Source organism: Pseudoalteromonas sp. PB2-1, from assembly GCF_045040605.1.
In the GTDB taxonomy this organism is placed as follows: domain Bacteria; phylum Pseudomonadota; class Gammaproteobacteria; order Enterobacterales; family Alteromonadaceae; genus Pseudoalteromonas; species Pseudoalteromonas arabiensis.
The window spans coordinates 2,170,270-2,196,418 of the sequence record NZ_CP090667.1 but is presented as its reverse complement, the minus strand read 5'-3'; the positions used below and the strand labels follow the sequence as shown (position 1 = coordinate 2,196,418).

Genomic DNA, 26,149 nt, shown 5'->3' with positions numbered 1-26,149 from the left:
TCAAATTGACTGGCATTGTTGTTTTTGATTACCAAGTATAGGTAGCACTAAGAGTATATTGCTCGCCGCGCCCTGGGGTACCTGGGACTTCTTCAAATGATTCATCCCAAATGTTGTCAGCAGCAAAAGTAACAAATACATTTTCAAACTGAGCAGGAGTAAACTTTAGCGTTAATTGAGTAAAGAAGGCTTCATCGTCAGAGTTACGTAAGCGGTTACTATGTTGCTTACGCCATTCGTTATCGATACGCAGCTCAAGTACATCCATAGGCTGCCATACAGCGCCAAGTGTTACACGGTGGTCAGGGTAGTTAAGTGCATAAAAGCTGGCATCAATATCAGCCGTGCCATAGTCTTCGGACTTTTCTAAATAGGTGTAGCTGGCAATTAGCTTTGTGTTTTCAAACGATTTATTCGCCAAAAACTCAACGCCTAAGGTGTCTATATCAACTGGGTTTGCAAAACGGGCTGAGGTTGCATCAAAGCGATATGTCCAATCGGTAAGGTTTTTATCTTTACGATAGAAGATAGCTGAATCTAAACGCCAAGATGACTGTTCAATCAATAAACCTAGCTCAAGGTTATCGGTCGTTTCGCGCTCAAGATTGTAGTTACTTCTAAATAATCCGCCCGTTTCACTGCCACCAATTGCGGTGTAACCAGGTACTTGTGTTGCTTCGGCGTATGATGCGTACCAAGTATGTTCACTGCCATTTTGATTAGCTACTTTAAGGCTGGCATCGGCAATAAATGAGGTATCTGAGCTATCACGGTTCGTATCATCAAATGCAGCACCAACACGTAAAGTAAGCTCTTTGTTCGCTGTAAGAGCTGTCTTGTACTCAGGCAAGATACTTAGCTTGGTGTAATTGCGTGATGTAAAGTTGTTTTCAAGAGACGTTGATTCAATCTCATCAGCAATAAATTGCCCAGCATAATTAATTGCATAGCTACTATTTAAGCGGTGGCGTCCAGAGAGTGCCAATGATTTAACCGTGGTTTCATGAAATGCTTCAAACATAGCTGGGTTTTCACGAGACAACACGTAATGGTCGTTATGTTTACGATAATAACCTGTTACTTCAAAACTATTGTTCTCACCATACATTTGTTTATGGTTTAGCACCAATAGCTTGGTTTCAAGATCTTCGGTTTCGTTAAAATTAAATGGCGTGTAAAGGTTCGGCCAACCAAAAAATTTCTCTTGGCGTCCGAACATTAAATCAGTTTGTGATGAGTCACTGGCAAGTTGAATGCGCGCTGAGGCACGCTCAAAGTCGTGATCGCCATTATCAATTGAGCCATCACTTTGTGAGTTTGAATACTCACCTTCAAACCCTAACCGCCAATCCGGCATAGTTTCAAGCTTTTGGCTGTGGGCAGCATGAATGCTTAATAAGTTAAAGTCATTTGTGCCAGTGCCAAGTGAAACACTCCCAGTGCTTGTAATAGGGCGCCAGCCAAATGAAACTGTACCAACAGAGCTGTTCATGCCATACAGTGCGTTATCAGCACCTGTTAAAATGGCAGGGCCGGTAAGCATTTGTGGCGCAACAGGAATTTCAGCGAAGTAGTGACCCGATTGTGGGTCGAATAAGGTACTACTGCCAACACGAAAGCCGGTATTTTCAAAAATACCACCACGGATGGTTACATCGGCTTGTGCTTCAGCCATATTGCGCGATTGCAAATCTACACGGGGGTCATATTCTAAATTTGAGACAGGCGCATCAAAAGTGCCGACAGGCTCCTTATTTGCGGTTGCTGAGACTTCAACGGTGATTTGTTCAATATTGTTTGCGTCTTCTGCTAGCACTGAGCAAGTGACGAATAAAGCGGGAAGTGTAAGCTGTACTGCGCGTACCATCTAAAACTCTCTTGAATGTATTTGATTTACCTAGGGCAGTGAATACTATAGGCGCTCACTGCAAAATTGCGGCTATTGTATCTGAATCACTCAGTTATACCACTCCAACCAGATTTCAATAGGTAATAAAAAAACCGCTAAGGCGCGGTTGTGTAATTTAGAGCAGTGTTTATTGTTTAACCGCATCATATTTGCCAAAAAAAGTGATGATGAGCGCAATAAAAATGCCTATAAAACCAATGACTGAAAAAGCTAGGCTATATTCAGTTTTAATATTAAAAATATTAAGTAAGCTCGTTATTAACAATAGAGATATACCAACGATTTTTAAAATCGTCTGTGTTTTATTTAAGCAAAACCATGCGTGACAAGAGGGACATTGATTTTCAATAAAGAGGCTGTTTTTGTTAACCTTTTTTATATCTTTAGTCGCTATTTTAGTTTTACAGTTTGGGCAAGTTAATTTCATTTTATTCCTTTTTGGGTCTTTTTCTCTAAGACCTCTAATTCCATTTAGAGTTACTTTCAGCATCATAGCAAACTTTAATCATCACAAACAAAAAAGCTCACAATTCGTGAGCTTTTAAACGATGTGTTAACACTTTACTGCTGCGGTTTAGGTGGGAAGTTACTTAGAATATTAGCAACTGTCTCTTTAATTATCTCAGTGCGTTTTTCAGGTGTTTGGTTCTTTTGCAAACGACCTTCTTTTGCACCACGCCAAACTAGTTGGTTAGAAGCGCGGTCTACCACGTCTAAAATCAGTGTGCCTACTTCATACTCGCGAGTAGTTGTTTGCGTGTTGTAACCCATGCCCCAATAGTTCCAGCGTGCGCCGTAACCGACATTAAAGGTATCAACGTCGATTTTTTTATCAACCGATGCATGGTAGTTAATAAGTACATCTGCTTGTGCCATATCAACAAGTTTCATACCGCTTTTTTCAAGCTCAGCATTAACGGCTTCACGTACACGTTTTTCCATTAACGGGCTAATTTGGTAGTTTGCAACATTCTTAGTTAGGCTCGCGTTAGGAACCCAAGAGAAAGTTTGATAGTTGCTAAAGTCTGCTGATTTGTCGTAATCCCAATCAGGGGTTTTGGCGCAAGCCGCTAAAAGTAATACAGCCGTGGCGATTAATAAGTTTTTCATACTGTTTGCTCCTTGGCAAAATTTCCACTACTTATTTGATAACATAACACAAAAATAATTCAACTGAATGATTATTTATTTACTATGGCACATTTCAAAAAAAGTACTGTAATTGATTGTAAATGCTGTCATCCATGACATGTTGTATTAAGTACTGTGTTCTACTTCGATCCAGTCTTTTTCGTCTACCCAGTTTTGCGCGCCATCTTTTACTGTACGAATAGGTACAATGTAGTCGCAACTTACTTGTGGTTTAACAGAAGCAAAAATCGGCACAAAACCAAAGCTCAGAGCCGTTTCGATAATTGCTTTTTGGTTTTGTGGGTCGATATCTGCCGCTTCATCAATATAAATAGGAATACGATACAGGTTTTGTTCTTGATCACTTAATAGATAGCGAATGAATAGCATGCCGCATAATAGTTTAATAGTGATACGTGTACCGTTAGAACCTGCTGAATCGATTTTTTCGAAGTGCTCAGTGTCACCCGCACGATTCACCACTTCAAAACGAATATCGAATAAGTCGGTCAGTGTTAAACCGGCTTTTTCTGAAGCAAGCTTAATTAAATGATCTTTTGCTTCGTTTACCGCAGATTCGCTATAAGGCTCTTGGCTTAATAAATCGAGGGTATCGCCTTGCTCAAACTGATTTGAGGTACTGATAATGGTATCAATGCTATCAACCAGCATCTTGCGCGGAATAACATTAATTTTGAATGCTTGAAGGTTAGAGATTCGGTGTTGGCTAATCCCTTTATTAAAGCTATTCATTTCGCGGCGTAGGCGGTCTAAGTCTTCGCGCAAGCCTTTAATGGTGGCGGCGACTTCGGTTAACGCAACACGACCTTGACGCTCAACGGCATCACGCTCGTTATCAATGTTATGAAACGCGCTAATAAGCTTTTCGTATTTAGTAAACTCATCGTTTTCGTTATCAAATTTAGTAATACCCGCATTGTAAATATGCATGTAGGTGTTACGTACGTTGATATCAAAGTTACGTAGCTCTTGGCAGTCTTTGTTAAAGTGATGGATGAGATCGCTTAAGTTATCAAAATCAATACTGATTTCAATCATGTATGGAGTCACTTTGCCAGAGTAAAAATCAAGCGTGTGATCGATACGCTCAGATTTAACTTGGCGTAGCCGGTCAGCTTGGCGCGCAAGCAAATCTTTTTTCGACTTGATAATTGAACGACGGTCGCTAATTGAGCCACTGTTCTTTTGAATGTCTTGCAGGTAGTCGTCAACTTGTTCGCGCTCTGCATTTAATTGCTCTTTTAGCAAAGTTTGCGCATCGACTGATTGCTGCATCACTTCAAATTGTTCAAAGCGTTTTAAGGCTTCTTCAGAGGCCATTAGTTCATCATATAAGGCATCTTTTTCTTTTTGTTTTTCGGCGACATTAGCAGCCACTTCGCGCTGTTGTTTAAACTCTTTTAGTGAGTTTTCAAGGGCGGCGAGTTGCGCGGTTAGTTGCTCTTTATTTTCACCTGTTTGCATTTGCACAGGACTTAGCTTTTTAAGTTTAATGCTTGCGCCAGGAAGAGTCAGTACACCGCCTTTCACATTTGCCGATAACTGCTCTAAAAATTCACCAAAGGCATCTTCGTCTGTGATCTCAACATCACCATTGCTGGTGGTGGCAAATGATAAGATATCAGGGTTTAGAATACGCGAAATCTCTTCAACTTCTTTCAAAGATAAATCTTCACGCATACGGGTGAATAAATTGAACTCGAGGTTCTTCAGTTGTAGTTTTAAGCTCTTAATTTGCTTTTGTGTTTCGCTAATACGGTAATCTAGCGTGTGCAAGCTTTGACCTTGGGCACTGCTCAATGAATGCGATAGCGATTCATAATCTTGCTTAAGCTGCGTAAGGCTTACTTTTAAAGTGGCCTTGTTAACTAGTTCAAATTCAGATTTAAGCGCTCGATAGTCTAAAAACCACTGTTCAATTTGAGTTTGTTTACGCTCAATATCACGGGATTGCTGAATATACAGCTGCTGCTTTTGGTCAAACTCATGCTTTTCGTGCTCGATATCTTCAAGGGCTATATTCAGCTCAGTGAGTTGCTCTTGTTGATAGGTTTCAAAGTCAATCAGTGCTTGGTCAATTTTTGGCGCATAGGCTGCAAGTTTGCCTTTTAAAACCGTTTGGTTTTCAAGCATAGATTCAAGGGCGGCGATTGGCTCTTGCATTGACTCAAGGGCTTTTAATTCACGTTTAGCGCGATTCACTTTATCGAATGAACGTCGCCATACTTCATAAAAATCAACCCGTGAGTTTGACATATGACGTTCAAAAACACGTAGCATAAAGCGCTTAACATCACTGGCACCTAATTTATGCAAGTTAAGGATACGGCGGAAAATCTCTTTGTAAATCGCTGAGTCTTGTACGTTATTAAGCGGGATCATCTTTAAATTGATATCGCCATCAAACGGGGTTGCGCCACCAGTGAGTAGGGCGTTTAGCTCTTGCGCTTTTAATTCAATTGGATTGAAACCTTGCTCTTTTAAGTGATTAAAAAGCTTGGTGAATTTTACAATGGTTTTGCCTTGGGTGTAGTGCTCAAGGTCTAATTTACCTTGATAGCAAAAAAACTGATGCGCGTAACCGGCAATTTTACCAAGGCCAGCAACACCAATCACTACAGGGCCATTAGGTAAATCGGCTTCGAGTAAAATATAGGATTGATCTGACGAAAAGTAGAATTTTCGGGTTTCGTCTAAATCGTGGCCATCCCATTCTGTTAGGCGTAAATCATTAATCAGTGGAAATTGCAGGGCATTAATCACCGAGCTTTTACCAGTATTATTGGGTGCACAAATTGAGCTGCTTTTATCCAGAGGGATCACGCATTTTGCATAGCCAGCGGTATTTAAAAGCGCAAGTTTGCTGAGTCCGTAAAGGCTTTGGCTTTGCATTATTCGTCCTCTCCTAGGTAGGTTTCTTCGTTTACTTCCATTAATGCATCGATATAACGATAAATAGGTGCTTGCAACATAAAGCCGTTTTCTACTTCGCGAGCAAGGCCTAAACGCACCATGCGAAGGTACACGTCTTTACGTAAATCTGAGCCTGAGAAGATTTCTAATTGATCAAACAAGTGTTTGTTGATTTGCACTAAGGTTTGCATTAGTTCAAGGTCGTTTACCTCGTCAAACAAGGCACGCATTGGATCTTTACCGGTATTGGCATAGTGCTCAATCAAGATGTAGATAGTCAGTGCGATGGCACGCGAAATTTTCCCCATGTTTGGGGTGCTTTCGTCGCTGCCAAAATAGTAAAAGCCACGGCTATCATGTTGTAGGTCATGGCCAAGGGCATTAAATAACGCACGGTAAGCGTCAATGTGTTGATCAAGCTCTTGCCACATCAGCGTGTCTTGTTCGCTAATTTGGTAGCCTGATGTGAGCTTTTTATTAATAGCTTGCAGATGTGTTAAATCATCTAAATTAATATCTGTCATGGTTATTGCTCTGTTGCTTTTTTATCGTCAGCAATCGATGAGTTAAATGGGTAAAGAGAGAAGTGTTGCTGGGCAATTTTTATTTTTACTTTCTCTTGGCTTTGGCTGATTTCAAGGTCGCCATCGCTAATTAATTTTTGATACAAGAACAGCATTTCGTCTGCTTCTAAATCTGGGTAGCTTTCATCTAAGAAATTAAGCAGCGGCTGAGCTTTTTTGCTGGCTTTTTTGAAGCGTTTTTTAAATTGTGTTTTAACGTCGTTGTAATCAGGGATATGCGGGCTTTGATAGGCAGGCACGTCATCATGTTCAGGAAGCTGATATTCATCGTGTTCAAAGTCAACTAAGCCTGCCATATAGGCCACGATATGACGTTGTTGCCCAAGTGAAAAACGCTGTGCGTCTGAGACAAAGTTAGGCTGTACTGCACTTAACATGTTATCGACGCCATTTTTACGCACTAAACCAAGCACTTTGGCCGCTTGGCGAGTAATTAGGTTGTTGCGTCGTAACTCTTCACGCAGTGGCATCAACATATCGGCGCTTTTGCGTAAACTTTCACGGCCAACTAAATGCATTTCTAGAATACGGGTACGTAATTGCTCAAGCATCCGTTTGTCTTGATATGACTTACCAAGACGGTCAATTTGCTCGATTTGCGCGCTAATTTGCGCTTCGATGGTGTTAAAGCACGCGTGGAAGTCACCACGAATATCAACCATTTCAAGCATAGGTTCAATGTATTCATCAAACGCTTCGATTACTGCTTGATAGCGTTTTTGCAAAGATTGCACGGCGTTGTCAGCTTTCGCTTGCTCAACAATGTTTAAAATCGCATTTTCATTATGGGCAAACAGCTTCATTATTTTGCGTACCCGATCATCCATAATCCGGCTGAAACGGCGAAGCTCGTCGTAATCTTCTATTTCACCCGCTTTGGCAAGGCGGTTGCCTAGGCGCGCTAAGTCATCAACTAATACGCTGATTTCTTGGGCAAGACCCAAATGTTCTTCTTGCAATAAAAAGGTCGCAAAATCAGCGATAGCACGGTTGATTTCTAATTGTGACGACTTCGCAAGAGGAATAATGATATCTTGATTTAATAAACGATTTGTTTCTTTATAAATACGTTCATTTGACCAGCTTGGCTGTTTTTGTTTTATCGCATTTTGTACGTCTTTTAAGCTGAAATCAGCCATCTTAAAACGTTTAAATAATAGTTCTAACACCCCCCAATGCTCTGTAAGGGTATTTAATAACTTTTTAGCTGGGATCATATGGCTCCAGTAAATCAAAATTTTGGTGTTAGCGTTTAGTAGTAATTTATCTAATTGAGAATAGTTTTATGACTTAGATACTGCTAGAATCCGCGCCGAAACACTCGAATTACAATTTTTACATTATTATAAAGGTTGTTCAAACACCATGGTAACCCCACTTATCCTAACCCTGATAGCGGTGGCATTTTTGCTTATCGTTATAGAGGATATTATCCATGTAAACAAGGCCAAAACGACGCTTTTTTTTGGCACTTTATGCTGGATTATCTTGTTTATCTCTCCAATTCATGGGCAAACCCCAGAAACTATCCAACATCAACTTGATCATAATATTTTAGAAATAGCGACGTTGTGGTTATTTCTTATGGCTGCAATGACCTTTGTCGCTTATTTAAACTCGAAAGGGTTTATTCAAAATATTGTGCATAAAATTATGCCAAATCAAATCAGTGAACGGAAGCTGATGTTTTTGATTGGTGGTTTTGCGTTTTTATTTTCATCGATTTCAGACAACATAACCGCGACTTTAATCTCGCTTGCGGTGGTGATGTCACTGAAATTAGACCCTAAAAAATTAATAAAATATGCCACCTTAATTGTATTTAGTGTGAACTCGGGTGGGGTATCGCTTATTACAGGTGATGTAACGACCTTAATGATATTCCTCGATGAAAAAGTCACTATTGGTAACTTGTTATTACTTATTGTGCCTTCGCTTGCAAGCGTCGCATTACTGGCTGTGATGTTATCAGCAGGAATGTCAGGTAATGTGGTATTTGAAAAGCAAATGGCTCGTCGTATTGAAAAAACCGACATTACCATTGCGGTTATCTTTTTCTCGACCATTATTGCCACCTTAACTTTGAGCGTTCTTTATAGTGTGCCACCGTTATTAACCTTTTTATTTGGTTTATCATTAATGTTTTTGGTTGCGCAATTTTTGATGCGCAAAAAAGACGTAAACAAAAAAATCATCGACTATATTCGTGAGATTGAATACGACACACTGTTGTTCTTCGTTGGGGTATTACTGTTAGTTGGTGCACTGAAAGAAGTGGGTGTGTTATCTCAATTTACACATTTATATGAGCTTATGGCTCCTGAGTATGCGAATTACTTAATGGGCTTGTTGTCGGCTGCGGTTGATAACGTGCCACTAACAGCTGCATTACTCAAAGCCGACATTGTTATGAGCCCTCAGCAATGGCTGTCATTTACTTATGCAACAGGGGTTGGTGGTTCAATGCTTATTATTGGGTCTGCCGCGGGTATTATTGCGATGAGTAAAGTCAAAGCATTAACGTTTATGAGTTATTTAAAAATGTCGCTGTATTTATTAATAGCCTATACAGCGGGTTATTATGGCTCACACCTAGCGGGAAGTTTTATTTAACACTTGACAGCTAGACGTCTAAACGATAACTTTCAAAGCCTGCTTTTAACAGCAGGCTTTGTTATTTTAACCAAGTGTTAACTTAACATTCAGAAGAGGTGCGATACTTAGGTAGTTAATGTGAGGTGACGAACGCCAATGACCATTAATGAGGGAAGTACTCGCCGAGAAAAATAGCTGGACGTCACGGTTATTTTTCGGTTTATGGGGCTGAATCCTCAAAACTGTCACCAAACTAGGTGGAGAGCTTCTGGCATGGACTACTCTTTATTTTCAAAGCACCCCCTTGCCGAGTTCTTCTTGAATTACTGTGGATAGTTTTCCACAAAAGGAGACGACATGAATACCCAATTAGCCGCCAACACAAAATCAGATTACGTTGTTGCAAAATTTGGTGGCACCAGTGTAGCTAATTTTGATGCTATGAGCCGCTGTGCAGAAATTGTATGCGCGGATAATCAAGTACGTATTGTTGCTGTTAGTGCCAGTGCGGGCGTTACTAACCATTTAGTTGCATTGTGTAAACGTGATTTGAGCGCGGCTGAGCGCGATGAACACATCACGGGTGTTATTGCTATTCAAGAGAATATTTTAGCTGAGCTATCGCTTGATGCCGATTTAGCTCATGGCTTTAATGAGACTTTAAGAGCATTTCAGGTACTTGCTACTGAAGGGATTAAATCAGCGGCAGAGCAAGACGAGCTGCTAAGTTTTGGTGAGCGCTTATCATCGTATTTATTTACGCAAGTGTTGCGTGGCCAGGGTTTAGATGCGGTGCGATTTGATGTGCGTAAAGTATTAAAAACAGATAGCCAATTCGCTAAAGCCACTCCAAACATTGCTGCAACAGCTGCTGCTGCAAAAAAACATTTAGTGCCATTGTTAGCTGAGCAAGTTGTAGTAACACAAGGGTTTATTGGCAGTGATGAATATAACCAAACAACGACTTTAGGCCGTGGCGGCTCAGATTACAGTGCGGCATTACTGGCTGAAGCAATCAACGCAAAGAGTGTGCATATTTGGACGGATGTGGTGGGTATTTTCAGTACTGATCCGCGTTTATGTGTAAAAGCTACACCTATTGCAAGGCTTAGCTTTGATGAAGCCGCTGAAATGGCTACCTTTGGGGCAAAAGTGCTGCATCCAGCTACTATTTTACCGGCAAGCCGCAGCCATATTAGTGTGTTTGTAGGTTCAAGCCGTGAGCCACAATTAGGCGGCACATGGATTGAAAAAGAAAAGTCAGAGCAGCCAGGTATCCGAGCAGTCACGCAGCGTAAAAACCAAATTCTTTTAACGGTTAAAAGCCCAGAAATGCTTCTTGCGAGTGGTTTCTTAGCGCGTGTATTTACTATCTTAAGTGAATTTAATATTTCGGTTGATTTGGTTACTACCTCAGAGATCAGTGTTGCAATCACGTTAGATAACGCACCGAATGCATCACGTCCTGAGCTGGATCAAGCTTGTTTAGATAAGCTTTCTGAGTTTTGTCATGTGTCGGTTGAGAATAACTTAACGCTGGTGGCTCTAATTGGCTCTGAGATTCAACTGCGACAACAAGAGACCAACTTAATGCAAGTATTGAGTGATTTTAATATTCGTTTAATTTGTCATGGTGCAAGTAAACATAACCTGTGCTTTTTGGTGGAGCAGAGCGAGTCTGACCTTGTTGTTCAAGCTATTCATAGTCGATTATTAGAAAGCCAAGTCGCGGCATAGGTCGTTAAAGTTAATAAAAGAGCACTGCCAGTCAGTGCTTTTTTGTGCCACCACGCTTATGTCAAAATCATTCAGTGTGTTACTTGAGGCCGTGAGGTTATGTTTTTCGATTTCAGTAAACACATTCGGGCTCAAAAGTTTAGCGATAGGTTGCGATGTTGCTTTGGCAAGCGCTTCTTTTAGTGTCCAAATTCTAAAAAAACATCCAGCTTGCTCATTTATATCGCTAAAGCCACTTATTAAATTAACTTCATTGCGATCGTAAAAATGTTTGGCGAGCTTCACAAAAGGGGCGTGTTTTCGAACAGTGTTCGATATCAAAACCAAATTGATCTTGCTCGGGGTTAAGCGCTGCACCAATAAAACCACGGGAATGTGATAAGCAAGCCCAAATTGGTTCACTTAAAGGCGAGTGAAGCTTCAATTTGTTGTCTACGTCATCAAATTGGCTCGAAATTGCGCAAAGTGGTGTGTTTTTAAGTAAAGGATTGCTGCGTTTTAATAAATACTTAAGCACTAAGCGCGTGGCAATATACTCTTGCTTAGCGGCTGGCATTTTGCGCTTTGTAAGTACACTAAGCTCGAATTCACTGAGTAACCTTTCAATGGGCAGGGAGCTGATATTGATACGTGAAGCATCCATAAGTACAACTTGTTTATCAGTTGAACTTAGCCCTGAATCAATTTTTAAGGTGTTAGAAAAATAGTGACTGCTCATGGTTTGTGGCTTTTACGAAACCCTACAATTAGATTTGTTTATTTTTACAGCAAATGCTCTTGTATGGGCACGAACAAACGCAAATTGTTTACGCAGTTGACTGTAATTATGGTTTAATGAGGAAAAATAATAACAGAAATGTAGATGTATGGCACAAGTTCGTGATGGCTTCCAAAGTCGTATTGGTTTTGTACTTGCCGCTTCTGGTGCGGCAGTAGGTTTAGGTAATATTTGGGGGTTCCCAACGCAGGCGGCAAACCATGGCGGCGGTGCATTTTTACTTGTTTATTTTATCGTTATTTTCTTATTAGCACTTCCTGCTTTGTATACTGAGTTGTATTTAGGCCACCAAGCGCAGGCAAACCCAGTTAAAGCGCTATCAAGTGCATGGCAAGACACCGCAGCCAAAGTTGGAGCTGCAGCTGGTTATATAGGCTTGTTTGGCGCTGTTGTGATGCTGAGCTTTTATTCAATCGTTGCAGGTTGGATGCTCGCGTACGCACTCGAGCCAATTGCCAACTTTTTTGGTCTGACTGAGTTAAGTCACTTTTTACACAGTGATTCAATGGCACGCAACTTTGTGTTTACGCCATTGATGCTTATTCTAACCGCAAGCATTATTTTAAAAGGGGTTAAATCAGGTATCGAAACTTGGTCACGCCGCTTAATGCCATTATTGCTAGTGTTATTAGTGGCGTTAATTGGCTACATAGGCACTCTTGACGGTGCAATGGATGGTTTTGCTGCTTATTTAGTGCCTGACTTTAGCCAAATTCTTGATGCGAACCTAATTATTGCTGCAATGGGGCAGGCGTTCTTTTCATTGTCGCTAGGCGTCGGCTGTATGATGGTATACGGCTCATATTTAAAGCCTGATGCGAACTTACCAAAACTAACAGGCACCGTTGCATTACTTGATACGGGTGTGGCATTTTTAGCGGGTTTATTGATTATTCCGGCTATTTTTGTTGCCCAGCATAACGGCGTAGAAGTGTTTAGCGGTGGTAAGTTGGTAGGCGAAGGACAGTTGATTTTTGCTATTTTACCTGAGCTATTTAGCACCATGGGACAAGTAGGCTTAGTGGTTGGTTTATTATTTTTTGTGTTGATGTCGATTGCATCGGTGACTTCAACCATTTCATCAACCGAAATTCCAGTCGCATTTTTAGTTGAAAACCATAGTATTGAGCGTAAACAAGCAACCTTATTTGTTACCTTAGTGGTGTTTATTGCTTCATCGCTGATCATCCTTAACTTTGATTGGTTATTTGGCTTAGTGATTATGGTACTAACGCAGTACCAATTACCCTTGATGGGACTATTTTATTTTATTACCGTTGGCTGGTTATGGCAGCGTGGTAATAAATTGCATCAAGTATCGAGTGGCCCACATTATTGGTTTGCTCAGTACATTCGCTTTGTGTGCCCGTTATTGATGACGGCGGTATTTGTGAACGTGGCATTGTTGAAATAAAGTATCGAGTTGCAAGTTAGTAAGTAAAAAGGCGTGGGGTTGAAACCTCACGCCTTTTTTAATTTAAGGTGCATTTGCCTTATATAACTTCGTTAGTTAATGGTAAACCTTGGCTAAGTTCGTTGGCGTTTTGTAGCGTAGTGCAAGCAATTTCGCTAAGCGCTTCTTGAGTGAAAAAACCTTGGTGCCCAGTAACAAGCACGTTTGGAAAACTAACCAAGCGAGAAAAAATGTCATCCTGCATGATTTCTTCGCGATGATCTTTAAAGAAAAGCTCTGACTCTTGCTCATAAACATCAAGTCCTAGGTGACCGAGTTTTTTGGACTTAAGTGCTTGAATACATGCTTGTGTATCGAGCAGTGCACCTCGCGAGGTATTAATCAGCATGACACCGTCTTTCATTTTTTCAAATGCTTTGGCATCAATTAAGTGATGAGTATGTTCGTTTAGTGGGCAATGCAAGGAGATGACATCACTTTGCCTGAGCAGTGTGTCTAAGTCGCAAAGTGTGTAATCGCCTTTTTTAGCGACAGGATCGCACACTAACACTTTTGCACCGAAACCATTTAAAATATTCACTAATGCTAGGCCGATTTTACCGCAACCTATAATACCAATGGTTTTTTTAAACAGGTTAAAACCCAACAGGCCATTTAAGTCAAAATTTCCTTCGCGTACTCGGTTAAAGGCTTTATGGGTTTTTCGGTTGAGTGTTAGCATGAGTGCAACACAATGCTCAGCAACGGCCTCAGGGCTATAAGCTGGCACCCGACAAACCTTGATGTTGTGCTCTTTGGCGGCTGCTAAATCAACATTATTAAAACCCGCACAACGTAATAGTATGGCTCTAATACCTAAAGTGGCCATATTGGCTATGACATCCTTATCGACAGTGTCGTTTACAAATACGCACACTGCATCAAAACCATGGCATAAAGGTGTTGTGGTACTGTTGAGAGATTGCTCAAAATAACTGAGCGAAACCGACTCAGCGTATTCAGTTAGATTCCTTTCAAAAAACGGTTGTTCATACTTTTGCGCACTGAATAAGGCCAGTTTCATCATTTAAATTACTCTCTATCACCATTTTGAGGGCTTCAGGTTTAGTGCGCGGGGCATATCGCGCAACAAGTTGCCCCTCTGAGTTTATAAGAAATTTGGTGAAATTCCATTTAATTGCGCGGTTTTGCGCAATTCCGCGGGTATGGCATTTTAAATAATTAAATAACGGATGCGCCTCAGGCCCATTGACTAATACTTTATTAAAAATAGGAAAGCTAACATCAAAATGCTGTTGGTAGAAAGTCTGTAGCTCCTGCCCATCTAACGGCTCGTTATGACCAAACTGATTACAGGCGAAAGCAAGCACTGTAAATCCGCGCTCTTGATACTCATTATAGAGTTTTTCAAGGCTGGCCATTTGCATTGAAAAGTTACATTTACTGGCGGTATTTACGATAAGTGCTGTTCTTCCTTTTAACGATTCAAGGCTGAAATTTTCACCGGATGTAAGCTGGGCATTGAAACGATATATACTATCCATGTTTTACCTGTGTGTTTTTAAACGGTTTAAATGAACTTTTTTTCATTCGCTTTTTAGTTATTCGATTGAGATAATGAAATTGTTACTAATTTATCACTCAAATAGGTCAGTTTTATGTCAATGAAAGTCGCCTTCATCGGATTAGGTGTAATGGGTTACCCTATGGCAGGTCACCTTGCCAACGCAGGTCACAACGTGACCGTTTACAACCGCACTACAGTAAAAGCGCAAAAGTGGGCTTCAGAGTATCAAGGGCAATATGCTCAAACGCCTAGTGAAGCTGCAAAAGGCGCTGAAATTGTATTTATGTGTGTGGGTAATGATGATGACCTACGGTCAGTTGTTTATGGCGACAAGGGTGTGCTTGCGGGCATGGAGTCTGGGAGCTATTTAGTTGACCATACAACGACTTCGGCCGAGGTAGCCCGCGAAGTGGCGACTCAAGCGAAACTACAAGGTGTTGCATTTTTAGATGCGCCAGTTTCTGGCGGCCAAGCGGGAGCAGAGAATGGTGTATTAACTGTGATGGTCGGTGGCGACGAGACTGATTTTAATGTTGTTCAGCCTGTTATGGCTGCCTTTAGCCGCTTTAGCCAATTATTAGGCGAAGTAGGCTCTGGCCAGCTTTGTAAAATGGTTAATCAAATTTGCATTGCAGGTGTGGTACAAGGTTTAGCGGAAGGTTTGCACTTTGCTAAACAAGCAGGTCTTGATGGTGAAAAAGTGATCGAAACTATTTCAAAAGGTGCTGCAGGCTCATGGCAGATGGAAAACCGCTACAAAACTATGTGGGCGGGTGAGTACGAATTTGGGTTTGCTGTTGATTGGATGCGTAAAGATTTAGGCATTGCGCTTGATGAGGCAAAGGCAAACGGCGCAACCTTGCCGATGACAGCCACGGTTGATCAATACTATGCTGATGTACAAGCGTTAGGTGGTGGCCGCTACGACACCTCAAGCTTGTTGGCACGTATTGAAGCGTTACATAAAAAGTAACGTGATATTATTTATAAAAAACGCGACATTATGTCGCGTTTTTTATTACATACTTTGTGCGTAATTGTACAACGCTTTTAAAATATGCAGGTTTTTTTCGTTATCATCATTTTCATGAGCAAGGTTTTCAAGGGTGATCATAAAATCTTGCGCACTAATTGATGGGCTATCTTCACCGTGCATGAGCTTGTTTTGACAGTATTGACGCCATCTAGCCAGCTCATCTTGGCTAAGAGTTTGTGGCCAGTTTCGAGCACGGTATCTAAATAGCAAGGTGGTAAACTTTTTGTCATCGAAATCAAGCTGCATCGAGGCTAGTTGCTCAGGGCTTGCATCACGAATAATGGCAAACTTGGCTTTATCTGCATTGCTTGTAAAGCCATCATAAAGTTGGTAGTCAGGGTTTTGGTTTTCACTAAAATCACGCTGCTCATTAAAGACTTCGGTTACTTTGTCGCGAAGTTCAGTATTCGCTTTTAAGATAGCCAAGTTTTGTAGGCACTTTTCACGGTCAATGCCTAAACGCGCTGCGTTTTCAGGTAACAAGGTTTTTGCTGGCGCAAGAATAGGGCACTTATTTAGGTGTACGAGCTTTAAGCCCACCGGTGCTTCGTCTTCACCAAGGTCACTGTGTTTGGTATAAAGCCGAGTGCGTAACTCATCGACCGACAAATCTAATAACACCTGTGGATCGTCAGTTAAGTTAAAGCAAATAATGGCGTTTTTGTTCACCGGATGAAAGCTCATAGGTGCAATCCAGCTAGTGCAACCTTGGCTTGCAGGGATGCGTGATGAGGTATGCACCAGTGGTGTCATGTTAAATACGTCGACTAAATCAGCCAGCGCTTTTTTAGAACGTAAGCCGAAGAAAAACTGATAAAGCTTAGGCTGTTTTTCTTTTATAAGTTTCGCAAGCGCAATCGTTGCTGTTACATCACTCAATGCATCGTGAGCTGCGGCATGTTCTATGCCATTGGCAACGGTTAAGTGCTCTAGTTTAAAACTAGGCGTGCCGTCTTCCTTAAGTGGCCATTCAATACCTTCAGGGCGCAGTGCGTAACATGCACGTACTAAATCAATAATATCCCAGCGGCTGTTATTATTTTTGTACTCACGCTCGTATGGGTCATAAAAGTTACGGTATAGACTATAACGTGTTACTTCATCATCAAAGCGAATACTGTTATAACCCGCTACACAGGTATTAGGCTGGCTAAACTCGGTATGAATTTTTGCCATAAACTCAGCTTCAGGCAGCCCTTTTTGCATTGCAATTTGTGGCGTGATACCTGTGATCAAACAGGCTTCTGGATGCGGTAAGTAATCTGCCGCGGGTCTGCAATATTCAATTAACGGTTCACCAATAATATTTAAATCTAGATCAGTGCGGATACCTGCAAACTGACTTGGGCGATCTTTTTGCGGGCTAGCCCCAAAAGTCTCGTAGTCGTGCCAGTAGATTGTTGGTTGGTTTTCGTAGTATTTTGGTTCACTCATTCTGTCTCTTAGCCCTTTTAAATCATGGGTTTTGGCTGTTTTATTCTTTTTTGTTATCTATTCGAATACGTTGCAATATCTGCATGGTGTGTATAAAATTGTGTATAAATTTTTTGCTAAGTGTGTATAAAATATTAAATGGCAATCAGCGACACTAAATTAAGAAAGCTGCTAGATAAAAACCAAACACCACAAGTATTATCGCATAGAGATAGTTTGAGTGTAAGGGTATCAGCTAAAGGTGTACTTACTTGGCAGTATCGTTGCCGAGTTGATGGAAAACAAGTAATTATATCGTTAGGTCGATATCCTGGGCTGAGTATTAAAGAAGCGCAAAAATACATACCTTTATTTCAAAACTGGCTCATTCAAAAGAAAGATCCTCGTATAGAGCTTAAGTTAATGCAAAATAATGCAAAGGGCTTACCGACTTTAGCAAATATTGCATCTGAATGGGTTGAAATACGAGTTCCAGATCTTAAAGAGAAAACGCAAACACTTTATAAAAATCACGTTAAAAAGTGGATTATCCCTTATTTAAATGACAAAGCTTTGCCAGTTGATAATATGACAATTCATGATTGGGTCAAATATTTTGATATGGTAAAACTTAAAGGGACTGCCAAAACAGCGGGAACAATGCTAACACGCATAAAATCTATTTTAGGTTGGGCTGAAAAGCGCGGCTTAGTAAAGCCTTTTAATCCGGTGTTAAATTTAAATGTAAATGATGTCGGTGAACAGGCAAGTGTAGGTCAACGTGTTTTACAGCTAGATGAAATAGCTAAACTTTGGTTACATATTGAATCAACCAGAGCAACGCTTGCAACTAAGTCTTGTTTGCAGCTCATATTTATAACTGGTGCTCGCCAGTCTGAGGTTCGTTTAGCTAAATGGGAGCATTTTGATTTTGAAAATGATGTTTGGACTGTACCACCCGAAAATTCAAAAACTAATAAAGCAATAAGACGCCCAATTTCTGGTTTGATGAAAGAAATCCTGAATAAGCTTGCAACTGTTTACGGAAACTTTGAGTACATAATACCTGGTAGCAATCCACGTAAACCGATGACTACTCATAGTATTAATCGTTATTGTTGCCGTGTTTGGGAGCAGTTATTTGAAAAACACAACATGCCTAAGTTTATCCCCCATGATGCTCGTAGATCATTATCCACATTATTAAGTGAACATGGAGTTGCGCCGCACGTGACAGAAAAGATGCTCGGGCATACAATGCGTGGAGTTATGGCAGTATATAACAAGCATGACTGGATGAAAGAACAAAGGGAAGGGTATGAACTATATTGCAACTTGCTAAAAGTAAAGCTGTGATCTACCCCTGAAACACTAGAAATCTTTTATTTTTAAAGCGCTGTTCGAGTCAGCCATTTGATCTTTAACGAGACGATACAAGCCATAGGAATTAATTTTGAGTAATAATTGGACTGAAGAAGAGTTAAAAGCGGCAGTAGAAGCGTATGTCCAGATGCACTCTAATGAGGCGAATAAAGCGCCATTTGTTAAAAGGGAAATCTATTCTAAACTTGCTAGTCGCTTTGGACGTTCAGAGAAATCATTTGAATATCGAATGCAGAATATTTCTTATGTCTATTCGTTAATGGGACGGGGATGGGTCACAGGTCTTAAACCTGCGAAAAATGTGGGTTCAAAGAATGCAGCTGTAATCGAAAGGCTAATATCTGAAGTCGAAGGGCAAAGTTTTCCTAAAATTGCAGAGTTTGAAACTCAAGTTATTACATATAAATCAAAAATAAACCTTCCTAAGCCAACAGGTAGCAAAAACCCTGAAAAAACATATACACAAGTGACTAATTTCAATAGAGACCCAAAGGTAAAAGCATGGGTTCTCAAAGAGGCGTCTGGAAAGTGTGACTGCTGCGGCTCTGACGCACCATTTAAAACAGCAGAAGGCGAGCCTTTCCTAGAAGTTCATCACCTAAGACGCTTAGCTGATGGAGGTTCAGACACTGTAACAAATGCTGTAGCTTTGTGCCCAAATTGCCATAGAGAAATTCACTACGGAATTAATAAATCAGATTTAATTAATTTGATGTACAAAAAATTGTCGAGGCTTGTGTGTGAGTGATTACGTTATAAGCCAATCAACTTTCTAGTTTTTAAGTAAAATAAAAAATATGTAAAGTTTGGTAATCACTACTTTGCCTCAACCTCTGTAAACTCTAACCCTGTTAAGTTATTTTCTTTCACTAATCGATAGAAGCTATTTTCAGCGTCAGTAGTAAAGTACCTAAGCGTTGTCTCTTTGGTTCTAAAGATAGCTGAGTTATTGATTTTCTTTTTGTCCATCACTAAGCGCTTAAAGCGCCTAGTTCTACTAATTTGGCCGCGTTTATTATAGTTAAATTCAGTAAGTTCGTGCTCTATTGCATCCTCAAACCCTAATACATTCATAGCAAACCAAAGCTCACCATTTAAATCGCATTCTAAATATTCAACGTTGTCGCCTAAATAGGGCTCTAAAATTGTTTTAGCTTTTTGTGATAGAACAAAAGAGGTTGCTCCCAAACCTGCAATGTCTGGAATTTCTAGGTCTAAATCTTTATTTGATTCATGAATTAGCCAGTTAATACCTAAAGTGCGCCAGTTATCACGCCTTGAAGAGCCATCAAAGTTGAGAAGCTGGCCCTCGGTAAGCTGCATGGTTTGTTCAAAGCCTGTTTCATTTAAGTAAAGGTATTTATCTGGGTCGATAACGAAACGATAAACTTTATCTATATTTGGCATTTATATACTCTGCTATTGATTATTCAATTAAAGACTTTAAAGGAAACTGACCATCTTCAAGGTCATCGGCTATGTCCCTTAGTGTATCTATAATACCTCTGTGCCCCAAACCTTCCATGACGGATTCTTCAATTAAAAATTCGACATTTAAATAATATTTTTCAGTGTGTATCGTACTGTGGGCATAGGCATTAGGTAGAGACTTCATCGGCACATGTGCTTTATGAAGCGGTAAGTACACCCCGTTTGCTTCGTTATCAATATCAATCCCGAATGCAGCTAAGCGCAATCTTGCTCTACCAGCTCGTTGATCGTTCCAAGAAACAATATGATGAGCAGCAGTATTACCTGGTCGTTTACCTCTGCCTGCTTTTTTCATGTTTTCAGCAAGTTTCTTTGAATGGGACTTCATGTGCTCCCATTGTATAGAGCGAGAGTATTTTAAATCATCTTCAGTAATGCGCCCTTGGCGAAATCGTACTGAATCAATAACAATATTGCGGTAGTAAATAGAAAAGGCTTGAGCCTTGGCTTTGGCATGAACTGGGTCACCAGTAACGGTCAGAATATCTTGTTCAAGTTCTTGAATCGTTACTTCCTCGTATGGTTGGCGCATTATAAATCCTTTTAAATAACGTGTACCTATATTCTTTCAGAATATGGTACACGAAGCAAACAGTTGTGTTGGTTATATCTTTTCGTAATAATAATAATAGCTAATAAATGAGCTTGCTGGCTCTTCAATCGGTAATACTGAATCAGTACAGTAAATACTAAAGGGTTTTATAATTAAGTTACCATTTTTACAAGAGATCACATTCTCTCTTACGTAAGGTTTATATGTGAAAGAAAGACCAAGTAAATTAAGCCATTTCTTGGTTGGTGAGAAAGAAATTTCAAAATCAGCATCTTGTTCAATACCAAAGTTTATTTTCCAAATCTTTATATAGCCTTCATTTTCTAGCCAGTTAATAGTATCTATTCTTACTTGCCATACTTTATACCAAAATGATTCTAGTTCTATGAGTTCTAAGTTCTCAACAAAATCATCGTAGTTTAACTTTATTGTTTTAGGGAATTCATCTTTAGCAAATTTGGCTAATAGTGACACTAAAATAGTAAAGCCTTGATGCTGATTTTTCTCGATAACATTCATAATTTCTATATTTATCTGATTAAAAAGTTTCGTGAAGATAGCACTTGTATAAAAGAGGATGAATTGATTGTACTTTTATGAAAGGGAAGCTTGTTCTTATGTGATGAAGTGCTTGGTGGTGAGGTTTGCTGTGATAAGGATGATAAAAGGGTCATAAAGTCCTTTTAATATAAAGAAGCCTGCGAGTTGCAGTTTTTAATGCTGTATAAATTCCCAGCTTGCTGTAACCTGAACAAGAACTTAACCTATAGAATTAGCTCAAAGGGAATTACCATGGATTACAGCTACTTCAAAAAAGATGATGGTTCTTATACTGCCAAGCGTTTACCACCGCCAAGAAATGCCAGAATAAAAATAAAAGATGTAAGTGATTTAAGTGAGTTGCAAGAGGAGTTGCTAGAAGAAAGGCCAGCCTCAGAGCAAAGCTTCAAAGTTATATACGAGCACGTTTTTAATGAAAGCTATTGTTTTGATGTTGACGTTGAAAGTTTTGAACAGACAATGTGTGCCAACCGCAAAAAACTACTTGGCACAGATACATGGATAAAAAAGTATTGGCATGATCTATATTTATTCATTGGTGACTTTGATATTGGAGAGCCTAAATTAGTCGATGAACCATCAGTTTTAGAAGAAGGTTTTGCAAATGCATTGATAAAAGCAGGTGTTGTTGAACAAATTCCTCTTACAGAGTACGAGAATTGGGAGATAGCTTTAAATCATGAAAAGCTGCCAGAAATCAAGGAGCGCTGTAAAGCTATAGGCATAAAGCTCACCAAGAAAAATAAAGGTGCGCTTATACATGAATTAATTAAATATGAAGAAGAGCATCCTAATACATTAGAGCAACCCAAGCTTATTAAGGCGCTACCTATTTTTGAAGAGAAAATAAAATCTTTATATGCTCTTTATTTAAAAGAAATTGAATCCGCACTAAATGAATTTGACTACCCAAAGCCATTTAAAATTGCTGTTTGGGAAGAAGCAACCGATAATGCTGAAGGAGAGTTACAAGCTCTGTTACAGCAAAAGTTAGATACCTTAGTACCTCCCAAAACACGAACGATTGTTGAAGAGAAACCACTAAATCAACAAGAGCCAACAAAGCCCAAACCTTCCACTATTTCTGAAAGCGTTAGCCAAAATAGAGAGCCTCAAGTAACAATAAAGTTTAGCTATGAAAATGCAATGGCAGAAAAATCAACAAGACAAGTAGATATCTATGAATTTGAAAATGATGACTTATCAATCACGGGCTTTTGTCATAAAGCTGGTGATGAAAGAACATTTAATCTATCTCGTGTGAGCGGGTTGATCACATATATAAATGGTGATGATGAACAGGTAATAACAAAAAATGATCTCATTAAAAAGTTGCAATCAAATTTTAGTTCTACATCAAAAACAATAAGCATAAATGAACCTGTAAAAAACAATGCGACAGGATGCCTTGTTGTTAGTGTCGCTCTTTTCAGTACTTTGCTTGCTTTACCAATTGGGCTTGTCACTGTTTTCATATAACTAGGAGTAAAAAGAAAAAGTGGAAAACAAAACTTTATGGGAAAGTAAGTCGTTATGGAGTGCTATAATTATTGGAGTAGCTATAGCAGTTTGGAGCTCATTAGCAATAATTAACTCTACTGACAACCTTTTATTGTGTGAAAACTCGGCTTGTTTCGCATCGTTTTTAGAGCTTTTTGATTTTCCTTTAAAGGTGCTGTCAGCAGCCCTCTTTATAGCTGGCTTCATTGCTGTGATGCATAGAAGTGAACAGACTCATCAACAAATTGAGATTTCATTAAAGCAAAATGCATTTAAGAACTATATCGATCATAAAGCAGAGTTGGTTGAAGTTCTCATTGCTTTTGAGGAGGAATATACATCAGAAGAACATGTAGTAGAAATAAAAGGAAAGCATACGCTCTATAGAAAGCTTTTTCCCAAAAACAGTACTCAATATGTTGATTTTATATCACATGCTGATAGTGAAGAAGTTGTTTTTATACTTTCAATGGTCGAAGAATTTAATAAGCTAACAGATAAGTATAATGAGTTTGGAAATGCATATATCAATAGGAACATGACTCCAAATCAATATTTTTCTCGATGGATTGCAGAATACTTACTTTTAAGTATGCGACTTGGTTTCTTTTTTGACACTTCTGTTCAAATTCATAGTGACTGGTCTGGACATTTATCACCTGATCTATTTAAAGGTATTCCTGAAGATATAGAAAAACATATTTTGACGTTTAGAAAACTATTATTAGAGCTTCAACATTTTTGTTATCCAACAGAGAATGAAAGAGTGGAAATATATTTCCCCACTCATTATCACAATATGAACGGATTAGTTCACTTATATAGCCAGCCTAAAAATTATCAATCTTTGAGCCCATAAGTACTCTTTTCATTAACATGTTCGAGTAAGAGAGATTATCTTGTTTTGAGTACATTTCAGCCCCAGCTTTACCAAGAACTTGATAAAGGTGATTTTGCATTTCAGATTCTAAATCGTCTACGAGCTCACTTACTTCAACTGATTGAGATTGCTGTTTTAGTTTTTCTAGTAAACTTTTTACTTTCTCTTGGTACTCAGCATTTTCTACTTCAAGACTCTTTAATTCAGCCTCATTCTTTTCGATCATTGTACTTAAAGCTTTTACAAATGAGCCCATTTCATCAGCACTACCAGCTAGTCGATTAAAAATATCTAAAAATGCACCTATGTCTTCATTATCAGAAAAATTTGGATATCTAATTTTATGGTCAATCTCACTCCAACCCTCCTCAAAAATAGTTCGTACTTGTACTTCAGTAAATACTTTTGATTTATGAGGTAATGTAGAAAAAACGAAGTGTATTGAGCGATAGCCAGCCTTATGTTCTTTGACTACCCAAGCAGCTCGGTCTTTGTAATCTTCTTTACTATCGCCTTCGCGGATATATGCAGTTATTTTTTCAGATTTTTTCCACCTTTCTTCAAGTAAATGGATTATTTCAACGCAATCTTGTTTAAACAAGTGTAGGGCGCGTATACCAATTAAGTCCGTAATTTTTGTTGAGTAGTTACTTACAGATATGTTTATATATTTTTTATTATAAGAGCCTGAGCCTTTGATGGTTTTTCTTACAATTTTTTCCATCAAATGTTCGGGTTCTTTAATTCTCCAGCGCACAGAATGGACTTTAGCAAAACGTTGGATTGTTTTTGCGTATGATTCAGCTAAATCTTCAAGGTCATCGATTTTAGATTGATGATCTGCGCCAATTGATTGTATTAGTTCCCAGTCAAGAGGGCACTCAGTGAATTCTTCTTCAGAGATGTTGTTTCTTGATAGAAAATCATTTAATTCCATGTCTGTAATATTCATATCATTCCTTTATTTTTTAAAACGACTTACCAGAAAACACCACTTTCCCCACCAATGTGCAGTTACCATTGATCGGTATTAATTGCTCAGGCCAGTTGGGGTTCGCGGCTTTTAGAAACTTTTGGTCGCCTTCGATGATTAACTGTTTGAAAGTGGCTTGGTTGTTATCATCTAAGCGGGCAACAACATACGAACCGTGAATGCATTCTGCTTCAGGGTCCACAAAGATTAAATCACCATCATTAAATTTCGGCTCCATGCTGATGCCTTGCACTCGAAGTACAAACGAACGTTCACTACAATTTACCGGACATAAAAACCTTTCTGCATCGAGTGGGTTCACCTCTGAAATATCCGACCAAGCGCCAGCTTGAACCCAACTAATTAGTGGTAATTGGTGCTTAGCTACAGATGTAGAAGTAGCGTTATCTATTTCACCAATACCAAAGCGTAAAAACTCAGGAGTACATTTTAAGGCACGGGCTAGAGCTTCAATATTTCTTGGGTTTTTTGTATCACCCTTTTCAATTTTCTGTATTGAGGTTTGGGCAGTACCTACTAAGTCTGCTAGTTGATACTGCGTTAATCCTAGTTCTTTTCGTAGTCTTTTTACCCTACTTCCAATGTCCATATAATTCCCTTTTGTAATATTCATAATAACCTTAAGTGATTATCACAACTTTAAGTGATTTCAGTCAAATAACAAAAAGGTTTTAATTGAGATAACTTAAAGTTATATTTTACGTTGACAATAAAATAAAGTGATCATAGGATAACTAAAAGTTATCTTGATGAGGTTTTTATGTCAGCTATTGAAAAAGCAGTAAACCTAATTGGTGGGCAAACTAAGTTAGCTAGCATTCTAGGTACAAAGCAAACTGTGGTATTTCACTGGGTGCACCGTCATGGCCAAGCCCCAGCTAAATACATTCCACGAATTTCTGAATTAACAAGCGGCGAAGTATCGGTAAACGATTTACTGGCCGATCATCAAAAAACCAACAAGGGAGATGCAGCATGAGCACAGAACAAAAAATCATCTTATTAGATATTCATCCAGAAGCAAAAGCGGTGTTGTTTGCGTTACTGCAAGAAAACAATCAACTACGTGCTGAGCTAGAAGAGCAAAAAGACCGCCTAGTAAACACTCGTGAGGCGATGCAGGTAATGGGCTGTGCCCACGCTAAGTTTTGGAAGCTTAATAAGCTAGAAGGCTTCCCTAAACCAGTGCAGTTTGGCAAAAGTAATTATTATCGCATCAATGAACTAATTGCATTTAGAACAAGACACCAACAGAAAATAAATAACTAGGAGCAATAATCATGGCAAATGCACTTGTTGAATCAACTGACACTGAAAAAACCGCCCCCCTCAAAGCCGTTGAAGGGCGCAAGTTACCAAAAGGCCTTGCTGAAATTAAAGCGCTAATGAGCGATAGAACACGCACGCCAGGATATGTGTTTAATGTGTTGCTAACTGAGCCGCAACGCAAAGCTCTTTGCTCAATAGCAGGGCTTAAGCAACGACACATAAATATGAGCTTTTATCATTTCAACTTACAAGAGCGTGATGCAGTACGTAACGGGATTTTAGCCTTACAAGCGATTGTTACTGCTTTTACTGATGCCAATGTACTAGGGCGAGAAAACTTTGAAAGAACACCACCTAAATTTGATGCTGTTCCGCACTTAGTTGAGCAAACAAAGACTGATTCACAAGCACACTAGGGGC

The 26,149-nt window shown here is 39.4% G+C and carries 27 protein-coding genes and 1 riboswitch; of the genes, 11 read left to right on the top strand and 16 right to left on the bottom strand.

What is annotated here, in order from left to right:
* Positions 1 to 28: 28 nt before the first annotated feature.
* From L0Z67_RS10275 to L0Z67_RS10250, 6 genes are all read right to left on the bottom strand, one after another.
* Entirely contained in the window at positions 29 to 1,867 is a 1,839-nt protein-coding gene (locus L0Z67_RS10275) for a TonB-dependent receptor plug domain-containing protein (RefSeq protein ID WP_405127983.1), read from the bottom strand.
* 169 nt (positions 1,868 to 2,036) lie between these two features.
* Positions 2,037 to 2,402, bottom strand: coding sequence for a hypothetical protein (locus L0Z67_RS10270; protein WP_237126976.1), 366 nt, complete (start codon positions 2,400 to 2,402; stop codon positions 2,037 to 2,039).
* Positions 2,403 to 2,470: 68 nt separating this feature from the next.
* The gene (locus L0Z67_RS10265; RefSeq protein WP_062569349.1) at positions 2,471 to 3,019 is read right to left on the bottom strand and encodes a DUF4136 domain-containing protein; all 549 of its coding nucleotides are present in this window, start codon (positions 3,017 to 3,019) and stop codon (positions 2,471 to 2,473) included.
* 147 nt (positions 3,020 to 3,166) lie between these two features.
* The gene (locus tag L0Z67_RS10260) at positions 3,167 to 5,953 is read right to left on the bottom strand and encodes an ATPase (RefSeq protein WP_405127982.1); all 2,787 of its coding nucleotides are present in this window, start codon (positions 5,951 to 5,953) and stop codon (positions 3,167 to 3,169) included.
* Positions 5,953 to 6,498, bottom strand: coding sequence for a condensin complex protein MksE (locus L0Z67_RS10255; RefSeq protein WP_405127981.1), 546 nt, complete (start codon positions 6,496 to 6,498; stop codon positions 5,953 to 5,955). The genes L0Z67_RS10260 and L0Z67_RS10255 overlap by 1 nt, the downstream gene beginning before the upstream one ends.
* Before the next feature lie 2 nt (positions 6,499 to 6,500).
* The gene (locus L0Z67_RS10250) at positions 6,501 to 7,775 is read right to left on the bottom strand and encodes a hypothetical protein (RefSeq protein WP_062569346.1); all 1,275 of its coding nucleotides are present in this window, start codon (positions 7,773 to 7,775) and stop codon (positions 6,501 to 6,503) included.
* Positions 7,776 to 7,923: 148 nt separating this feature from the next.
* Here L0Z67_RS10250 and nhaD point away from each other — a divergent pair, with 148 nt between their 5' ends.
* A complete protein-coding gene (gene nhaD, locus L0Z67_RS10245) occupies positions 7,924 to 9,171 on the top strand; it encodes a sodium:proton antiporter NhaD (RefSeq protein ID WP_062569345.1) in 1,248 nt (415 codons plus the stop codon).
* Between the two features lie 85 nt (positions 9,172 to 9,256).
* A riboswitch (Lysine riboswitch) is annotated at positions 9,257 to 9,429 on the top strand.
* A gap of 81 nt (positions 9,430 to 9,510) precedes the next feature.
* Complete coding sequence (gene lysC, locus L0Z67_RS10240) at positions 9,511 to 10,890, top strand: lysine-sensitive aspartokinase 3 (protein WP_062569344.1); 1,380 nt, start codon at positions 9,511 to 9,513, stop codon at positions 10,888 to 10,890.
* Here lysC and L0Z67_RS10235 read toward each other — a convergent pair.
* Positions 10,867 to 11,175, bottom strand: coding sequence for a 4'-phosphopantetheinyl transferase superfamily protein (locus tag L0Z67_RS10235; RefSeq protein WP_405127980.1), 309 nt, complete (start codon positions 11,173 to 11,175; stop codon positions 10,867 to 10,869). The genes lysC and L0Z67_RS10235 overlap by 24 nt on opposite strands.
* The gene (locus L0Z67_RS10230; RefSeq protein WP_405127979.1) at positions 11,141 to 11,608 is read right to left on the bottom strand and encodes a hypothetical protein; all 468 of its coding nucleotides are present in this window, start codon (positions 11,606 to 11,608) and stop codon (positions 11,141 to 11,143) included. Before L0Z67_RS10230 ends, L0Z67_RS10235 begins: the two co-directional genes overlap by 35 nt.
* Before the next feature lie 148 nt (positions 11,609 to 11,756).
* Here L0Z67_RS10230 and L0Z67_RS10225 point away from each other — a divergent pair, with 148 nt between their 5' ends.
* Complete coding sequence (locus L0Z67_RS10225) at positions 11,757 to 13,082, top strand: sodium-dependent transporter (RefSeq protein WP_237114185.1); 1,326 nt, start codon at positions 11,757 to 11,759, stop codon at positions 13,080 to 13,082.
* Positions 13,083 to 13,161: 79 nt separating this feature from the next.
* On the opposite strand, the gene L0Z67_RS10220 is transcribed toward L0Z67_RS10225, so the two are convergent.
* Together L0Z67_RS10220 and L0Z67_RS10215 are read right to left on the bottom strand one after the other, a co-directional pair.
* A complete protein-coding gene (locus tag L0Z67_RS10220; RefSeq protein ID WP_405128719.1) occupies positions 13,162 to 14,145 on the bottom strand; it encodes a 2-hydroxyacid dehydrogenase in 984 nt (327 codons plus the stop codon).
* On the bottom strand, positions 14,111 to 14,626 hold the full coding sequence (locus L0Z67_RS10215; protein ID WP_193987456.1) for a glutathione peroxidase: 516 nt from the start codon (positions 14,624 to 14,626) through the stop codon (positions 14,111 to 14,113). The genes L0Z67_RS10220 and L0Z67_RS10215 overlap by 35 nt, the downstream gene beginning before the upstream one ends.
* Before the next feature lie 114 nt (positions 14,627 to 14,740).
* On the opposite strand from L0Z67_RS10215, the gene L0Z67_RS10210 reads away from it, so the two are divergent.
* On the top strand, positions 14,741 to 15,622 hold the full coding sequence (locus L0Z67_RS10210; protein WP_193987455.1) for an NAD(P)-dependent oxidoreductase: 882 nt from the start codon (positions 14,741 to 14,743) through the stop codon (positions 15,620 to 15,622).
* Between the two features lie 45 nt (positions 15,623 to 15,667).
* Here L0Z67_RS10210 and sbcB read toward each other — a convergent pair whose 3' ends face one another.
* Positions 15,668 to 17,119, bottom strand: a complete 1,452-nt coding sequence (gene sbcB, locus L0Z67_RS10205) for an exodeoxyribonuclease I (protein ID WP_405127978.1) — start codon at positions 17,117 to 17,119, stop codon at positions 15,668 to 15,670.
* 138 nt (positions 17,120 to 17,257) lie between these two features.
* On the opposite strand from sbcB, the gene L0Z67_RS10200 reads away from it, so the two are divergent.
* Positions 17,258 to 18,454 carry a tyrosine-type recombinase/integrase gene (locus tag L0Z67_RS10200; protein ID WP_405127977.1) on the top strand — a complete coding sequence of 399 codons (1,197 nt, stop codon included), beginning with the start codon at positions 17,258 to 17,260 and terminating at the stop codon, positions 18,452 to 18,454.
* 97 nt (positions 18,455 to 18,551) lie between these two features.
* Positions 18,552 to 19,229, top strand: coding sequence for an HNH endonuclease (locus L0Z67_RS10195; RefSeq protein ID WP_405127976.1), 678 nt, complete (start codon positions 18,552 to 18,554; stop codon positions 19,227 to 19,229).
* A gap of 68 nt (positions 19,230 to 19,297) precedes the next feature.
* Here L0Z67_RS10195 and L0Z67_RS10190 read toward each other — a convergent pair whose 3' ends face one another.
* The 3 genes from L0Z67_RS10190 to L0Z67_RS10180 all read right to left on the bottom strand — a co-directional run bounded on the left by L0Z67_RS10190 (position 19,298) and on the right by L0Z67_RS10180 (position 21,044).
* Positions 19,298 to 19,888, bottom strand: coding sequence for an imm11 family protein (locus L0Z67_RS10190; protein ID WP_405127975.1), 591 nt, complete (start codon positions 19,886 to 19,888; stop codon positions 19,298 to 19,300).
* Between the two features lie 19 nt (positions 19,889 to 19,907).
* Complete coding sequence (locus L0Z67_RS10185) at positions 19,908 to 20,504, bottom strand: AHH domain-containing protein (protein WP_405127974.1); 597 nt, start codon at positions 20,502 to 20,504, stop codon at positions 19,908 to 19,910.
* Positions 20,505 to 20,576: 72 nt separating this feature from the next.
* A complete protein-coding gene (locus L0Z67_RS10180) occupies positions 20,577 to 21,044 on the bottom strand; it encodes a hypothetical protein (protein WP_405127973.1) in 468 nt (155 codons plus the stop codon).
* A gap of 273 nt (positions 21,045 to 21,317) precedes the next feature.
* Between L0Z67_RS10180 and L0Z67_RS10175 the strand changes: the two genes are divergently transcribed.
* Complete coding sequence (locus tag L0Z67_RS10175; RefSeq protein WP_405127972.1) at positions 21,318 to 22,565, top strand: hypothetical protein; 1,248 nt, start codon at positions 21,318 to 21,320, stop codon at positions 22,563 to 22,565.
* Between the two features lie 19 nt (positions 22,566 to 22,584).
* The gene (locus tag L0Z67_RS10170; RefSeq protein WP_405127971.1) at positions 22,585 to 23,445 is read left to right on the top strand and encodes a hypothetical protein; all 861 of its coding nucleotides are present in this window, start codon (positions 22,585 to 22,587) and stop codon (positions 23,443 to 23,445) included.
* Here the strand turns inward: L0Z67_RS10170 and L0Z67_RS10165 are convergent.
* Complete coding sequence (locus L0Z67_RS10165) at positions 23,417 to 24,418, bottom strand: addiction module component (protein WP_405127970.1); 1,002 nt, start codon at positions 24,416 to 24,418, stop codon at positions 23,417 to 23,419. The genes L0Z67_RS10170 and L0Z67_RS10165 overlap by 29 nt on opposite strands.
* Positions 24,419 to 24,434: 16 nt before the next feature.
* Positions 24,435 to 25,049, bottom strand: coding sequence for a LexA family protein (locus L0Z67_RS10160; protein ID WP_405127969.1), 615 nt, complete (start codon positions 25,047 to 25,049; stop codon positions 24,435 to 24,437).
* A 171-nt stretch (positions 25,050 to 25,220) separates the two neighbouring features.
* Here L0Z67_RS10160 and L0Z67_RS10155 point away from each other — a divergent pair, with 171 nt between their 5' ends.
* From L0Z67_RS10155 to L0Z67_RS10145, 3 genes are read left to right on the top strand one after another with little or no spacing between them, the layout of a single operon-like run.
* Positions 25,221 to 25,439 carry a YdaS family helix-turn-helix protein gene (locus L0Z67_RS10155; protein WP_405127968.1) on the top strand — a complete coding sequence of 73 codons (219 nt, stop codon included), beginning with the start codon at positions 25,221 to 25,223 and terminating at the stop codon, positions 25,437 to 25,439.
* Complete coding sequence (locus tag L0Z67_RS10150; RefSeq protein ID WP_405127967.1) at positions 25,436 to 25,729, top strand: helix-turn-helix transcriptional regulator; 294 nt, start codon at positions 25,436 to 25,438, stop codon at positions 25,727 to 25,729. Before L0Z67_RS10155 ends, L0Z67_RS10150 begins: the two co-directional genes overlap by 4 nt.
* Positions 25,730 to 25,740: 11 nt before the next feature.
* Positions 25,741 to 26,145 (top strand): hypothetical protein, encoded by a 405-nt coding sequence (locus tag L0Z67_RS10145; RefSeq protein ID WP_405127966.1) that lies wholly within the window; start codon positions 25,741 to 25,743, stop codon positions 26,143 to 26,145.
* The last annotated feature ends 4 nt before the right edge of the window (positions 26,146 to 26,149 follow it).